Below are 14,334 nucleotides of genomic sequence, written 5' to 3' on the forward strand. Positions count from 1 at the left end.
CGCAGCCGAACGGGAGCAAGCTCCCTCGCCACAATGGTGGTTGTGTACTTTAAGCCGACTTGGCCAAAATCAACCCGGTCTCACTCGCCATTTCCAGACGGATCGCCACAAACTTCGACGTCGGCGTATGGCTGCCATCCCCGGTGCTTTCCAGCGGCACCAGCGGGTTCACTTCCGGGTAATACGCAGCAGCCTGCCCTGCAGGAATATCAAACGCCAGCAGGGTAAAGCCCTTCACCCGACGCTCACGGCCATCATCCCAGATCGAAACGATGTCAGCCTTCTGCCCAGGCTTGAAGCCCAGGCGAATGATGTCAGCTTCGTTCACAAACAACACATCCCGCTGCCCTTTCACGCCACGATAACGGTCATCCAACCCATAAATCGTGGTGTTGTACTGATCGTGAGAACGCATCGATTGCATGATCAGGTCCGGCAACACGCCGGTGGCGCGGGTGCGTTCGTGCACCAGGTCCTTCGGCAGGGCGTTCGGCCGGAAATTGGCGCGTCCTGACGGGGTGTTCCACTTGCGCGCACCGGCACTGTTGCCGAGGTAGAAACCGCCTGGATTCTTGATCTTCTCGTTAAAGTCGCGAAAGCCCGGAATGGTATCGGCGATCAGATCGCGAATGCGGCTGTAATCGGCCACCAGCCAGTTCCAGTCCACCGGTTTGCTGCCCAGGGTCGCGGCAGCTATGCCGGCGATGATCCACGGCTCCGAGCGCATCTGATTCGACAGTGCCTGCAACTGGCCGTTGGAGGCGTGGACCATGCTGAACGAGTCTTCGACGGTCACCGCTTGCGCGCCTTCGGTCTGGATGTCGATGTCGGTACGGCCCAGGCACGGCAGGATCAGCGCGTCTTTACCGTGCGCCAAGTGGCTGCGGTTGAGCTTGGTGCTGATCTGCACGGTCAGGTCGCAATTGCTCAAGGCCTGGAAGGTGCGCGAGCTGTCCGGGGTTGCCTGGGCGAAGTTGCCGCCCAAACCGATGAAGACTTTTGCGCGACCGTCGGCCATGGCGTGGATCGCCTCGACCACGTTATGCCCGTTTTCACGCGGCACCTTGAACTGGAAGCGCCGCTCCAGGGAATCGAGGAACGCCACCGGTGGACGTTCGTTGATGCCCATCGTCCGGTCGCCCTGCACGTTACTGTGGCCGCGCACCGGGCACAGACCGGCGCCCGGCCGGCCGATGTTGCCGCGCAGCAGCATCAGATTGGCGATTTCCTGGATGGTCGCCACCGAGTGGCGGTGCTGGGTGATGCCCATGGCCCAGCACATGATGACGTTCTTGCCTTTGGCGTACATCCGCGCCGCTTGCTCGATTTCTACCAGGGGCAGGCCGGACTGCTCGACGATCTGCTCCCACGAGGTGTCGTCGACGATGCCCAGGTATTCCAGCACGTTGACGCTGTGTTCATTAAGGAAGTCGTGGTCGAACACCGCAGGCTCACCTGCTTTCTGCGCGTCGCGCTCCCATTGCAGCAGAAATTTGGCCATGCCGCGCATGATCGCCATGTCGCCGCCCAATGCCGGACGGAAGTACGCGGTGTTGGTCGGCTTGTCGCCGTTGGTGAGCATCTCGATCGGGTGTTGCGGATGCTGGAAGCGCTCCAGGCCGCGCTCTTTCAGCGGGTTGATGCACACCACTTGAGCGCCGCGTTTAACCGCTTCACGCAGGGGTTCGAGCATCCGTGGATGGTTGGTGCCCGGGTTCTGGCCCCAGACAAAAATGGCATCCGCATGTTCGAAGTCGTCGAAGGTCACGGTGCCTTTGCCGACGCCGACACTTTGCGCCAATGCCACACCGCTGGCCTCGTGGCACATGTTCGAGCAGTCGGGGAAGTTGTTGGTGCCGTAGGTGCGCACGAACAATTGATAGAGGTAGGCCGCTTCGTTGCTGGCGCGGCCTGAGGTATAGAACTCGGCCTGATTCGGGCTCGACAGGCCCTGCAAATGTTTGGCGATCAAGGCGAACGCCGCTTCCCAGCTGATCGGCTTGTAGCGATCAGTGTCGGCGTCATAGCTCAATGGCTCGGTCAGGCGACCCTGATATTCCAGCCAATAGTCACTTTGTTCCAGCAACGAACTGACGCTGTGTTTAGCAAAGAAAGCGCCGTCGACACGCCGTTTGGTCGCTTCCCAGTTCACCGCTTTGGCGCCGTTCTCGCAGAACGCCACCATGCCGGCTTCGTTGGAATCGCCCCAGGCGCAACCGGGGCAATCGAACCCGCCGTTCTTGTTGGTTTTGAGCATCATGCGCAGGTTTTTCAGCGCGTTGTCACTGGTCAACCAGGCCCGGGCAACGCTGGCCAGTGCGCCCCAGCCACCGGCCGGGCCTTTGTAGGGCTTGTAGCGAGGGACGGGTTTCTGGTCGGCTTGACGGTGTTGACTCACGCTTGATTCTCCAATGCCGGGCTGTAGACCCGCGGTGCATTTTTCTGGGGCAGATGGATGAGATTGAGGTTGTGACGACGAGCCCATTGCACGGCAAGGCCCGTGGGCGACGACAGGCTGACGAGGGTCTGGATGCCTGCGCGCAACACTTTCTGGATCAATTCGAGGCTGCAACGGCTGGTGACAATCGCCAGGCCGCCTTCAGTCGGGATCTTCTGGCGAATCAACCCGCCGATCAATTTGTCGAGGGCGTTATGCCGGCCAATGTCTTCACGGCCCAGCAGCAATTCGCCCTGGCCGTTCATGAACACCGCCGCATGCACCGCGCCGGAGTACTGGCCAAGTGGCTGGAACGCACCGATGCGCTGACGCAGGCCATCGAGCCATTCGGCGGGGGGCAAGGGCGCGCCGGGCAAGACCTTGAGGTCCGGCAATGCCTGTTCCACCGCTTCCACGCCGCAGAGCCCGCAACCGCTGGTGCCGGCCATTTGCCGACGCTGCTGTTTGAGGTTCCAGAATGCGCGGTTGGCGATGGTCACTTGCGCGTATTGCGCCGAACCCGAGCCGCTGAGTTGCAAGTCATAGATGTCGGAGGCGTCTTCGATGATGCCGCTGCCGAGACTGAAACCAACGATGAAATCTTCAAGGTCCGTCGGTGTGACCAACATCACCGCCTGGCTGATGCCGTTATAAGCGATCGCCAACGCAACTTCTTCGGCGAGCGCGGTGCTGGCCGATTCGGTGTATTGAAGGTCGCTGTAGCTGTAGGTCTGGCTGGCGGCGGGCGCGGGCGCTTCAAAGGCTGGCGCCGCGCAGGCAGGGCGCTTGGCTTTCATGGGCATCCACCGACGGTTTGGTCAGCTTTAAGCCTAGGCGCGTCAAGATGTCGCGTCTAATCGCTATTACTGATCTGCCGATAGATGACGTCGATCAAGAAGCTGTCAGCGATTTCTGATAGATCGCAAAACAGGCTTCGGCCAATGCCGATCGTGGGGCGCTGCGGCGCATGATCAGCCCAAGCCGGGCAAGGGTCTGGGCGTTTTCGATAGGTTGCAGGCGCAAATGGTCAGTCAGGTTTTCCAGGCCGCCGTCCAGCGGCATCACCGCGCAGCAGAGGCCGCCGTGCACCGCTTGTAACAATTGGTGGACGGCGTCGGTTTGCAAAAGCGGTTGTGGCGTCAGGCCACGGCTGTGGAAATTGTGATCAATGGACTGGCGAAAGTGCATGCCACTGGTGAGCATGCCCAAGGGCAGTTCGATCAAGGACTCCCAGCTCAACGGCGCCTCGCCGAAGCTGAAGAAGCGTTGATCGTAGAGCAGGCCCATGTGGGTTTCGCTGAAAGCCAGGGAATCGAAGCGCTCGTTGTCCAGACGCTCCAGATACGACACGCCGAGGTCCAGGCGATTGTTCGCCAGTTGTTCGAGGATTTGTTCCGAGCTCAGGGCCGAGAGTTCGAAGCGCAGGTTCGGGTGTTCGGTGTGCAGGCGTTGCATCAACGGCAGCGGATCGAAGCTCGACAGCGGCACCACGCCCAGGCGCAGCGTACCGACCAGATTGCCGCGGCAGGCGGCGGCTTCGGCCTGCAAGCCGTCATAAGCCGCCATCACTGTGCGCGCCCACGCCAGCACGCGCTCGCCCGGCGCGGTAAAACCTTCGAAGCGCTGGCCGCGATTGACCAGCGGCAGGTCGAGTTCTTCTTCGAGGCTGCGCAGGCGCATGGACAGGGTCGGCTGGGTGATATGACAGCGCGCCGCGGCCTGACCAAAGTGGCGGGTTTCGTCGAGGGCGATGAGGAATTTGAGCTGCTTGATGTCCATCTTCGCTCCAGGGCGCGTGAAGACGCGGATTCTAGCGCTTGGGGGAGGCGGCGTCATTGGTCGGCTAGTAACCTTGAGTGGCCGGCGTGGTCTAGGCTTTTGCGTCTGGAACCTAAAACCCAAGGAGAGTGCACCATGAGTATTTTTAGCTTTGTGAAAGAAGCAGGCGAAAAACTTATCGATCTGCTGACGCCGGGCAACGCCAATGCCAGCGAGCAGTTGAAGGAACACATCAACAAGGTCGGCCTGGGTAACCCGAATGTGCAGGCCACGGTGGATGGCGACAAGGTCACCGTGACGGGTGAAGTCAGCAGTCAGGAAGAGAAGGAAAAGATCCTGCTGGCCGTAGGCAATATCGCCGGTGTCGGTAGTGTGGATGACCAGATTACAGTGACTGGGCCGGTTGCGAAGGCTGCGGTGTTTGTGACGGTCGTGAAGGGCGACACCCTCAGCGCGATTTCCCTGCGCGTGTATGGCGATGCCAACAAGTACAACAAAATCTTTGAGGCCAACAAACCGATGCTCAAGCATCCGGACAAGATCTATCCGGGGCAGTCGTTGCGGATTCCTGAGTAAGCCTCAAGACCGCCATCGCGTGCAGGCTCGCTCCCACAATAGATCTTCGGTGATTACAAAGTTTGTGCACGAAGGAGATCCAGTGTGGGAGTGAGCCTGCTCGCGATGCAGGCAACTCGGTTTAAAGCCCTGCAATCAACTCCCGATAATCCCCAACCGCGGCAAACTCCGCCGTATCCTTCGGCCCTTTGCGACTGTCCGGTTCACTCACCGCCAGCAAATGCGCCACTCCAAAACTGCGCGCACTGCGCAGGATCGGCAACGTATCGTCGATAAACAGACTGCGCGCCGGATCAAAACCTATGTCCGCCTGCAACGCCTCCCAGAACTGCGGATTCTCCTTGGGAAAACCGTAGTCATGCGAGCTGATCAACCGCTCGAAGTACGGCGCCAGTTCAATCCGTTCCAGTTTCAATGACAGCGAATCCCGGTGTGCATTGGTGATCATCACCACGCGCTTGCCGGCCTGTTTGATCGCCGCCAGGAACGTATCCGCATCCGGGCGCAGGGCGATCAAGTGTGCGGTTTCAAGCTTCAGTTCACGCACCGGCAGTTTCAGCTCGGCGCTCCAGAAATCCAGGCAATACCATTGCAACTGACCGGCGTTGCGTTCGAACAGTGGCTGCAATTCCATCTGGGCCATGGCCCGGCTGACCCCGTGCAACTCGGCGTAACGCTGAGGCAGGTGCTCCATCCAGAAATGGTTGTCGTAGTGCAGGTCCAGCAGCGTGCCGTCCATATCCAACAGAACGGTGTCGATGTCGCGCCAGGGCAGCAGGGACATAAAAAACTTCTCCAGCGGTAATAAAGATATCCGAGGTCAACAATCAGGATAGGCCGGGTATAGTAACCCGCTTACGCCAAGGAGCCTTTCATGCGCCAGAAACCCACCGTACTCGCCCGCGAGATCGTCGCCACCAGCCGTTTGTTCTGCGTCGAAGAGCTGAAACTGCGCTTTTCCAACGGCGTGGAGCGCACCTACGAGCGCCTGGTCGGCAAGGGCGCCGGGTATGGCGCGGTGATGATCGTGGCGATGCTCGATGCGGATCACGCCGTGCTGGTCGAGGAATATTGCGGCGGCACCGATGCCTATGAGCTGTCGTTGCCCAAAGGCTTGATCGAGCCGGGTGAAGACGTGCTGGCGGCGGCAGAGCGCGAGCTCAAGGAAGAGGCCGGGTATGGCGCGCGGCAGCTGGAGCATCTGACCGAGTTGTCGTTGTCGCCCGGTTACATGAGCCAGAAAATCCAGGTGGTGCTGGCCACTGACCTGTACGAAGAAAGCCTGGAGGGCGACGAGCCCGAGCCGATGGGCGTGGACAAGATCAACTTGCGCGAACTCTCGGCCCTTGCGCAGAACCCGCGATTCACGGAGGGCCGTGCCTTGGCGGCGCTGTACCTGGCCCGTGATCTGCTAACTCAGCGTGGGGTGTTTCTGCCATGAATTTTCCGCATCCATTGATGGCGCCGGTGGTTGAGCTGGCGTTGAAGGCTGGCGAAGCGATTCTGCCGTTCTGGCGCATCGGCACGGCGGTGACCGCCAAGGCTGACGATTCACCGGTGACGGCGGCGGACCTCGCCGCTCACCATTTGATTCTGGACGGGCTGACGGCGCTGGACCCGAGTATTCCGGTGCTGTCGGAAGAGGACGACAATATTCCCCAGAGCGTGCGTGCCGGCTGGCAGCGATGGTGGCTGGTCGATCCGTTGGACGGGACCAAGGAGTTCATCTCCGGCAGCGAAGAGTTCACCGTCAATATCGCGCTGATCGAGCAGGGACGGGTGGTGTTTGGCGTGGTGTCGATGCCGACCAACGGACGGTTTTATGTCGGTGGCGCCGGCCTGGGCGCGTGGCGTGGTGATAAAGATGCCGAGGCGTTGCCGATTCAGGTCCGCGAGGTTCCTGCTGCGGGCGAGGCGTTTACCGTGGTCGCCAGCCGCCGCCATTCAAGCCCCGAGCAGGAACGCTTGCTGGCCGGGTTGAGCGCCAGTCTGGGTGAGCTGCAACTGGCGAATATCGGCAGTTCGTTGAAATTTTGTTTGCTGGCGGAAGGGGCGGCGGATTGTTATCCGCGGTTGGCGCCGACGTCGCAGTGGGACACGGCGGCGGCTCAAGGTGTGCTGGAAGGGGCAGGCGGTGAAGTGCTGGATTTGAGCGGGAAGCCGTTTTGTTATCCGGCGCGGGAATCGTTGTTGAATGAGTTCTTTTTGGCGCTGCCGGCGAAGGCTGCGTGGCGCGAGAAGTTACTGGAACTGGCCCGATCCTGAGTTCACCCAAACCTGTGGCGAGGGAGCTTGCTCCCGCTGGGCTGCGAAGCGGCCCCAAAACCTGCAACTCAATTACACCAGGAAAACAGTGGTGACAGGAATGGGAGTGCTGCGCACTCCAACGGGAGCAAGCTCCCTCGCCACAGGTTTTGTGTCTTTACCGGTGGAGGACGTACTGCCCGGTAAACCTCACCGCATCGTCATTGCTATCGGCATTGATGACCCGCGAATGCAACGCTAACCGCGCACGTCCGTATCGCTGATACGTCGCCAGAAACTTCTTCCACACCGCCGCGCTCGGTGCCTGACAGATCGCAATCGCATCCATGGTCACCGGCAGCGGATAAGTGATGTGCCCTTCGTGAATCACGATGTGCCCGCCTTCAATCCCCTCTTCATGCAAGCGCAAATGCAGCCAGCCCCAACCGGCCAGCACCGCGCCGCAATACAGGCTGCCGCCGAACATGGTGCTTTTGTGATTGACGTTGGCGTCCAGCGGCATGTGCAGGCGCAGTTGCTGGTCGTGCCAGTCGAGCACTTTGAGGCCCATGTCCCGGGTCAACGGGATATCGCGATGGAGGACTGATTCCAGGTGACGACTGTCGCGGCTCATGCAAGGGCCTCTTGTTTGAAGATATGGTTTGACGGTAGCTCAATCGAGTTCGTCGGTGTGGCTGCTGGCGCCACCGTCGGCGAAGTTCAGGCCGTGTTTTCGCAGTTTGTCGTGCAAGGTCTTGCGCGGAATGCCGAGGGCTTCGGCGAGGCTACGCACCGAGCTGTGAGAGCGGGCCAGTTCGGCGGCTATCAACGATTTCTCGAAGTTTTCCACCTGCTCGCTCAGGCCGCCGCTGACCACTTCGACCGTCATACCGGCAGCGCCTTCCTGCGTGTTGTTATCCAACGCGAGTTCCAGACCCAGGGCGAAACGTTCGGCGGCGTTTTGCAGTTCGCGCACGTTACCCGGCCAAGTGTGGCGCAGCAGCAGGGCTCGTTGCCCCGGTTGCAATTCATGGGGCGGCAAGCCGTGACGGGCGCTGGCTTCGTCGGCGAAATGCTGGAACAGCATCAGCGCATCTTCGCCGCGTTCACGCAACGGCGGAATGCGCAGCGGCGCGACGTTCAGGCGGTAATACAAGTCGGCACGGAAGCGCCCTTGATCGGCGGACTGGCGCAGGTCTTCCTTGGTCGCGGCGATGATGCGGATGTCCAGCGGGATCAGTTGATTGCCGCCCAAGCGCTCGACCACGCGCTCCTGCAGCAATCGCAGCAATTTCACTTGCACGTCCAGGCTCATGCTTTCAATTTCATCGAGGAACAGCGTGCCGCCATTGGCGAATTCGAACTTGCCGATGCGGCGCTTTTGCGCGCCGGTGAAGGCGCCCGGCTCGTGACCGAACAGTTCGCTTTCCACCACCGACTCAGCCAAAGCCCCAGCGTTGATCGCCACGAAAGGACCGTTACGGCGGCTCGACAAATCGTGCAGCGCCCTGGCCACGACTTCTTTACCGGCACCGGTTTCGCCGAGGATCAGCACGTCAGCCTTGGTCGCCGCCAACGCGCCAATTTGCTCGCGCAAGCGCAGCATCGGGGCCGATCGCCCGACCAGTCGGGTGCTCAGTTCATTGCGATCGCTCAGGGCCAGGCGCAGGCTGCGGTTATCCAGCACCAGTCGGCGCAGAGCCAATGCGCGGCGCACGCTGTCGAGCAGCGCGTCGCTGGCGAAAGGTTTTTCCAGGAAGTCATAAGCACCGGCGCGCATGGCCTGCACCGCCAGCGGCACATCGCCGTGGCCGGTGATCAGCAACACTGGCAGCTCCGGGTCCTGGGCATGCAGTTCGGTCAGCAGTTCGAGGCCGTCCATGCCCGGCATGCGAATGTCGCTGACCACCACGCCCGGCCAGTCGCGCTCCAGTTGCCCGGCCAAGCCTTTGGCTTCGGCCAGAGGCAGGATTTTCAGGCCCGCCAGGTCCAGTGTCTGGCCCAGGGCCTGACGCAGGTGGGGATCGTCGTCGATCAGCACGACCTGGACACGGTTATCGATGGTCATGCACTTCGGTCCTCGGACGGTTGCAGGCTTACACCCGGTGCGCCGGCGCGCAACTTCAGGGTAATCAGGGCGCCGCCTTCCTTGTGGTTGGCGAACGACAGTTCACCGCCGAAGGCGCGCATCAGGGTTTCGCAAATCGCCAGCCCCAGGCCAAGTCCCTGGGTGCGGGTCTTGGTGGTGTAGAAGGGCTCGCTGGCGCGACCAAGGGCTTCCATGCAAAAGCCGGGGCCGTTGTCGCGAATGTACAGAGTGACGCCGTCTGCGGTGGATTGAGCACTCAACCAGAGTTTACGCGGCGGACCTTTCTCGGTCAGCGCGTCCAGCGCGTTCGCCAACAAGTTGCCGAGCACCTGACGCAGACGGGTTTCCCCGGCCTCGACCCACAATGTGGCCGCCGGCAAATCGCGGATCAGTTCGACTTCCATGCTGCGCCGGCGCTTGGCCAGCAACGCCAGCGCGTCATCCAGCGCCGGTTGCAGGGCGACGCTTTCCGGCGCATGGCGATCGCGCCGGGCGAAGGCGCGCAAGTGGGCGATGATCGATGCCATGCGCCCGGTCAGTTCGCTGATCAGCTTGAGGTTGCCGCGGGCATCGTCGGTGCGCTGATGATCGAGCAGCACCTCGGCGTTTTCCGCGTAGCTGCGAATGGCCGCGAGCGGTTGATTCAATTCGTGGCTGATGCTCGCGGACATCGTCCCCAGCGCTGACAACTTGCCAGCCTGGACCAGGTCGTCCTGGGCTCGCACCAGTTCCTGCTGGGCGTGTTCGCGCTCCAGCACTTCCTGTTTCAGTCGACGGTTGAGGCCTTCGAGGTCGCTGGTCCGCTCGGCGACCCGGCCTTCCAGTTCGTGCCGCGCCTTGGCTTCGAAGGCAATGCGTTCGAGGTAATGGCGGCGGCGCTGCATCATCAGGCCGAGCAGCAACATCAAGACCAGCAACGTCGCACCGCCAATGGCGACAACGGTACGCACCGGGCGGTCGATCAGGGTGCGGGGGGCGAGGATGCTGACGTTCCAGCCGGTTTCGGCGATCTGCTGGGTTTGAGTCAGCCAGGCGTTGGGGTTGAGCCGCAACGGTTTCGGGTCGCGGGTCGGGTACGGTTGAATCGCGGTGATCGCTTTGCGTTCTTCTTCGCTCAAGGGCCGGGTCGAACGGAATCGCCACTCAGGCCGCGAGGTGAGGATGACCACGCCGTTATGGTCGGTCAGCAGCAGTTGTTCCGGGGTTTTGCCCCACAGGCTTTCGGTGTGGTCCAGGTCGACCTTGACCACTAGCACGCCGATGATTTTTTCGCCGTTGCGCACAGCGGCGGCGAAGAAATAGCCGCGTTTTGCCGAGGTCGTGCCCAAACCGAAAAAGCGCCCGAGCCGCCCGGCCATGGCTTCGCTGAAATACGGCCGGAAGGAGAAATTGCGCCCGACGAAACTATCGTGCTTGTCCCAGTTCGACGCGGCGAGGGTCTTGCCCGTGGTGTCCATCAAGTACATGACTTCGGCGCCGGTCTGGGCGCTGATGTTTTTCAGCAGGCGATTGGCATTGCCTTGGGTGACGCTGTCGTCCGGCGCCCCGAGCACCGCGCGCAGGGCCGGCAGATCGCCGAGGATCTGCGGCAACACTTCATAACGGTGCAGCGTGCCCAGCAGGTTGGCGACGTACAGGTCGAGGGTCTGACGGTTTTGCCCGGCCAGTTCGCTGCGGTAATAACGCTCGGCCAGATGCTCCAGCGGCCACAGCAATGGCGCCAGGCACAGTGCGAGCAGTGCGAGGCTGCGCCAGCGGGGTCTGGGAGGGAGGGTCGGAGTCATGAGCATCGGGCGCCTGTGAGTACAGGCGCATTATGCCTAGGCTTGCTCGGCAAGACACTCGCGCAGCGCGGTTTGCCAGTCAGGCTGACTGACACCCCATTCGCGTTGCAGGCGACTGCAATCCAGGCGCGAGTTCAGCGGCCGGGCGGCCGGCGTCGGATAATCGCTGGAGGGGATCGGCAGCAGGTTGGCGCAAGGCTTGCCCTGTTCCCGCAGCGCTTCGCCGATGGCCCGGGCGAAACCGAACCAGGAGGTTTCACCCTGAGCGGTCAGGTGATAAGTGCCCCAGGCACCGGCTTGTCCCGCCTGCCAGCGTTCGATCAGTGCGAGAGTGCTGGCAGCGATGGTGCCGGCCCAGGTGGGCGCGCCGATCTGGTCAGCGACAATGCGCATCTCCGGTTTCTCTTGCAGCAGGCGTTGCATGGTCAGCAGGAAATTGCGGCCGTGGGTCGAGTAGACCCAACTGGTCCGCAGGATCAGGTGTTGATCTTGTACTGCGGTGATCGCTTGCTCGCCGGCCAGCTTACTGTTGCCGTAAACGCCGAGCGGGTTGGGCGCGTCGGCTTCGTTGTACGGCTCGGCTTTGCTGCCATCGAACACGTAATCGGTGGAGTAGTGAATCAGCGGGATGCCGAGCGCCGCTGCTTCTTCGGCCAGGATGCCCGGGCCAATCGCGTTGATGGCAAACGCAAGCTCGGGCTCGCTTTCAGCTTGATCGACTGCGGTGTGAGCCGCCGCGTTGATGATCAGGTCCGGGCGAATGTGCTGAACCTGCTGGCGAATCTGTTCCGGTTTGGCTAGGTCGAGCTGATCTCGCCCCAGCACAATCAACTCGCCAACAGCACCAAGGCGAAGCTGCAACTCACGCGAAACCTGACCGTGCTGACCGCTGATTAGAATTTTCATGGAAACAGATCGGCCTCTTTCAGGCTCTTGCCGTTCTGATCCTTGGCCGACAGCTTGGGCGCTTCCTCCAGTTGCCAGTCGATGGCCAGGGTCGGATCGTCCCAGCGAATGCAACGCTCGGCGGACGGCGTGTAATAGTCAGTGGTCTTGTAGAGAAACTCGGCAAAATCGCTGAGCACCACAAACCCATGGGCAAACCCTTGCGGCACCCAGAGTTGGCGATGGTTTTCTGCGGACAGTCGCACCGCTTCCCACTGACCGAAATTCGGCGAGCTGCGACGGATGTCCACCGCGACGTCGAGCACCTCACCGGCGGTTACCCGCACCAGTTTCCCTTGGGTATTTTCCAGCTGATAGTGCAGGCCGCGCAGCACGCCTTTCTGTGAGCAGGAATGATTGTCCTGAACAAACTGCGTGTTCAGGCCTGTCGCTTCTTCGAACGCCTTGGCATTGAAGCTTTCATAGAAAAAGCCGCGTTCGTCACCGAACACCTTGGGTTCGATGATCAGCACGCCGGGCAGGGTGGTTTCAATCACATTCATTGTTCTTCCCCGGCCAGTTTGAACAGGTACTGGCCATAGCCGGTCTTGCCGAAATAGCTGGCGCGCTCCAGCAGCTGTTCGCGGTTGATCCAGCCATTTTCGTAGGCGATTTCTTCGAGGCAGGCGACTTTCAGGCCCTGGCGGTGTTCGATGGTCTGCACGTACTGCGAGGCTTCGAGCAGGCTGTCGTGGGTGCCGGTGTCGAGCCAGGCGAAACCGCGACCGAAGCGCTCGACCTGCAGATCACCGCGCTGGAGGTAGGCATTGTTGACGTCGGTGATCTCCAGCTCACCGCGAGGCGAAGGCTTGACTGCTTTGGCGATCTCGATCACATCGTTGTCGTAGAAATACAGGCCGGTCACGGCATAGCTGGATTTCGGCTTTTTCGGTTTCTCTTCGATCGACAGGGCCCGGCCTTCGCTGTCGAAATCAATCACGCCGAAACGCTCCGGATCCTTGACCCAATAGCCAAATACGGTGGCGCCGGAAGGGCGTATGGCGGCGTTTTTCAACTGATCGCCAAAGTGCTGACCATGGAAGATGTTGTCGCCGAGGATCAGGCACACCGGGTCGTCACCAATGAATTCTTCACCAATCAGGAAAGCCTGGGCCAAACCGTCCGGCGACGGCTGTTCGGCGTAGCTGAAGTTGACGCCGAACTGGCTGCCGTCACCCAGCAGGTTGCGGTATTGCGGCAGATCCTGTGGCGTGGAAATCAGCAAAATATCTTTGATGCCGGCCAGCATCAGTACCGAGATCGGGTAGTAGATCATCGGTTTGTCGTACACCGGCAGCAGTTGTTTGGAGACGCCGAGTGTGATCGGGTGCAGACGGGTGCCGGAGCCACCGGCCAGAACGATGCCTTTCATCATGCGAGCAGCTCCTTGGTATTGATGGCGCCCAGGCGTTCGCCCTGATAGCTGCCGTCCTGAACGCGGCGGCACCACTCCAGGTTATCCAGATACCACTGGACGGTTTTGCGCAGGCCGGTTTCGAAGGTTTCTTCCGGCACCCAGCCCAGTTCGCGTTCGATCTTGCTCGCGTCGATGGCGTAGCGCAGGTCGTGACCCGGACGGTCCTGGACGAAGGTAATGAGGTCGGCGAAGTGCGCCACGCCTTCAGGCTTGTTCGGCGCCAGTTCTTCAAGCAGCGCGCAGATGCCACGCACCACGTCGATGTTCTTCTGTTCGTTGTGACCGCCAATGTTGTAGGTCTCGCCGACCACGCCTTCGGTGACCACTTTGAGCAGCGCCCGGGCGTGATCTTCGACAAACAGCCAGTCGCGTACTTGCAGGCCGTTACCGTAAACAGGCAAAGGCTTGCCGGCCAAGGCGTTGAGGATCACCAGCGGAATCAGTTTTTCCGGGAAGTGGAACGGCCCGTAGTTGTTCGAGCAATTGGTCAGCAATACCGGCAGGCCGTAGGTGCGCTGCCAGGCGCGGACCAGATGGTCGGACGCCGCTTTGCTCGCGGAGTACGGCGAGCTCGGTGCGTAGGGCGTGGTTTCGGTGAACAGATCATCGACGCCGTGCAGGTCGCCGTAGACCTCATCAGTAGAGATGTGATGGAAGCGGAAGGCGCTTTTTTCCGGCTCGGCCAGCGTCTGCCAGTAGGCGCGGGTGGCATCCAGCAGGCTGTAGGTGCCGACGATATTGGTCTGGATGAAATCCGACGGACCGTCAATGGAACGGTCGACGTGGGATTCTGCCGCCAGGTGCATGATCGCCTGCGGCTGGAAGCGTGCCAGTACCGCGCTCACGGTGGCCTGGTCGACGATATCGGCCTGGACGAACTCGTAGCGGGTGTCGGTGGCAATGCTGGTCAGCGACTCGAGATTGCCAGCGTAGGTCAGTTTGTCCAGGTTGAGCACTTCATGCTCAGTGTGCCGAATCAGGTAGCGAATCAGGGCAGAGCCAATGAAACCGGCACCGCCGGTGATGAGAATACGCATGTTGGCCAGCCTTTTTCTGTAAGACG

Annotated in this window: 14 protein-coding genes; 3 read left to right on the top strand and 11 right to left on the bottom strand. The window is 61.1% G+C overall.

The window, feature by feature from the left end:
* Positions 1–49 precede the first annotated feature (49 nt).
* From DJ564_RS02285 to DJ564_RS02295, 3 genes are all read right to left on the bottom strand, one after another.
* On the bottom strand, positions 50–2,398 hold the full coding sequence (locus DJ564_RS02285) for an FdhF/YdeP family oxidoreductase (RefSeq protein WP_109627365.1): 2,349 nt from the start codon (positions 2,396–2,398) through the stop codon (positions 50–52).
* Positions 2,395–3,234 (bottom strand): formate dehydrogenase accessory sulfurtransferase FdhD, encoded by an 840-nt coding sequence (fdhD, locus tag DJ564_RS02290; protein ID WP_109627367.1) that lies wholly within the window; start codon positions 3,232–3,234, stop codon positions 2,395–2,397. The genes DJ564_RS02285 and fdhD overlap by 4 nt, the downstream gene beginning before the upstream one ends.
* A 94-nt stretch (positions 3,235–3,328) precedes the next feature.
* Positions 3,329–4,216, bottom strand: coding sequence for a LysR family transcriptional regulator (locus tag DJ564_RS02295; RefSeq protein ID WP_109627368.1), 888 nt, complete (start codon positions 4,214–4,216; stop codon positions 3,329–3,331).
* Positions 4,217–4,351: 135 nt separating this feature from the next.
* Here DJ564_RS02295 and lysM point away from each other — a divergent pair, with 135 nt between their 5' ends.
* Complete coding sequence (gene lysM / locus DJ564_RS02300) at positions 4,352–4,792, top strand: peptidoglycan-binding protein LysM (protein ID WP_109627370.1); 441 nt, start codon at positions 4,352–4,354, stop codon at positions 4,790–4,792.
* A 121-nt stretch (positions 4,793–4,913) separates the two neighbouring features.
* On the opposite strand, the gene yrfG is transcribed toward lysM, so the two are convergent.
* Positions 4,914–5,576 (bottom strand): GMP/IMP nucleotidase, encoded by a 663-nt coding sequence (gene yrfG / locus DJ564_RS02305; RefSeq protein WP_109627372.1) that lies wholly within the window; start codon positions 5,574–5,576, stop codon positions 4,914–4,916.
* Positions 5,577–5,666: 90 nt separating this feature from the next.
* On the opposite strand from yrfG, the gene nudE reads away from it, so the two are divergent.
* Together nudE and cysQ are read left to right on the top strand one after the other, a co-directional pair.
* Positions 5,667–6,233, top strand: a complete 567-nt coding sequence (gene nudE / locus DJ564_RS02310) for an ADP compounds hydrolase NudE (protein ID WP_109627374.1) — start codon at positions 5,667–5,669, stop codon at positions 6,231–6,233.
* Positions 6,230–7,057 (top strand): 3'(2'),5'-bisphosphate nucleotidase CysQ, encoded by an 828-nt coding sequence (gene cysQ / locus DJ564_RS02315; RefSeq protein ID WP_109627376.1) that lies wholly within the window; start codon positions 6,230–6,232, stop codon positions 7,055–7,057. Before nudE ends, cysQ begins: the two co-directional genes overlap by 4 nt.
* Positions 7,058–7,214: 157 nt before the next feature.
* Here cysQ and DJ564_RS02320 read toward each other — a convergent pair whose 3' ends face one another.
* The 7 genes from DJ564_RS02320 to rfbB are packed head-to-tail and all read right to left on the bottom strand — an operon-like array spanning position 7,215 to position 14,308.
* Positions 7,215–7,670, bottom strand: a complete 456-nt coding sequence (locus tag DJ564_RS02320; protein WP_109627378.1) for a YiiD C-terminal domain-containing protein — start codon at positions 7,668–7,670, stop codon at positions 7,215–7,217.
* 39 nt (positions 7,671–7,709) lie between these two features.
* Complete coding sequence (locus DJ564_RS02325; protein WP_109627380.1) at positions 7,710–9,104, bottom strand: sigma-54 dependent transcriptional regulator; 1,395 nt, start codon at positions 9,102–9,104, stop codon at positions 7,710–7,712.
* Positions 9,101–10,909 carry an ATP-binding protein gene (locus tag DJ564_RS02330; protein WP_109635917.1) on the bottom strand — a complete coding sequence of 603 codons (1,809 nt, stop codon included), beginning with the start codon at positions 10,907–10,909 and terminating at the stop codon, positions 9,101–9,103. Before DJ564_RS02330 ends, DJ564_RS02325 begins: the two co-directional genes overlap by 4 nt.
* Before the next feature lie 36 nt (positions 10,910–10,945).
* Entirely contained in the window at positions 10,946–11,815 is an 870-nt protein-coding gene (gene rfbD, locus DJ564_RS02335; RefSeq protein ID WP_109627382.1) for a dTDP-4-dehydrorhamnose reductase, read from the bottom strand.
* The gene (gene rfbC / locus DJ564_RS02340; protein ID WP_109627384.1) at positions 11,812–12,357 is read right to left on the bottom strand and encodes a dTDP-4-dehydrorhamnose 3,5-epimerase; all 546 of its coding nucleotides are present in this window, start codon (positions 12,355–12,357) and stop codon (positions 11,812–11,814) included. Before rfbC ends, rfbD begins: the two co-directional genes overlap by 4 nt.
* Entirely contained in the window at positions 12,354–13,229 is an 876-nt protein-coding gene (gene rfbA, locus DJ564_RS02345) for a glucose-1-phosphate thymidylyltransferase RfbA (protein WP_109627386.1), read from the bottom strand. The genes rfbC and rfbA overlap by 4 nt, the downstream gene beginning before the upstream one ends.
* Positions 13,226–14,308, bottom strand: a complete 1,083-nt coding sequence (gene rfbB / locus DJ564_RS02350; protein WP_109627388.1) for a dTDP-glucose 4,6-dehydratase — start codon at positions 14,306–14,308, stop codon at positions 13,226–13,228. The genes rfbA and rfbB overlap by 4 nt, the downstream gene beginning before the upstream one ends.
* Between the last annotated feature and the right edge of the window lie 26 nt (positions 14,309–14,334).

It is taken from the genome of Pseudomonas sp. 31-12, from assembly GCF_003151075.1.
In the GTDB taxonomy this organism is placed as follows: Bacteria; Pseudomonadota; Gammaproteobacteria; order Pseudomonadales; family Pseudomonadaceae; genus Aquipseudomonas.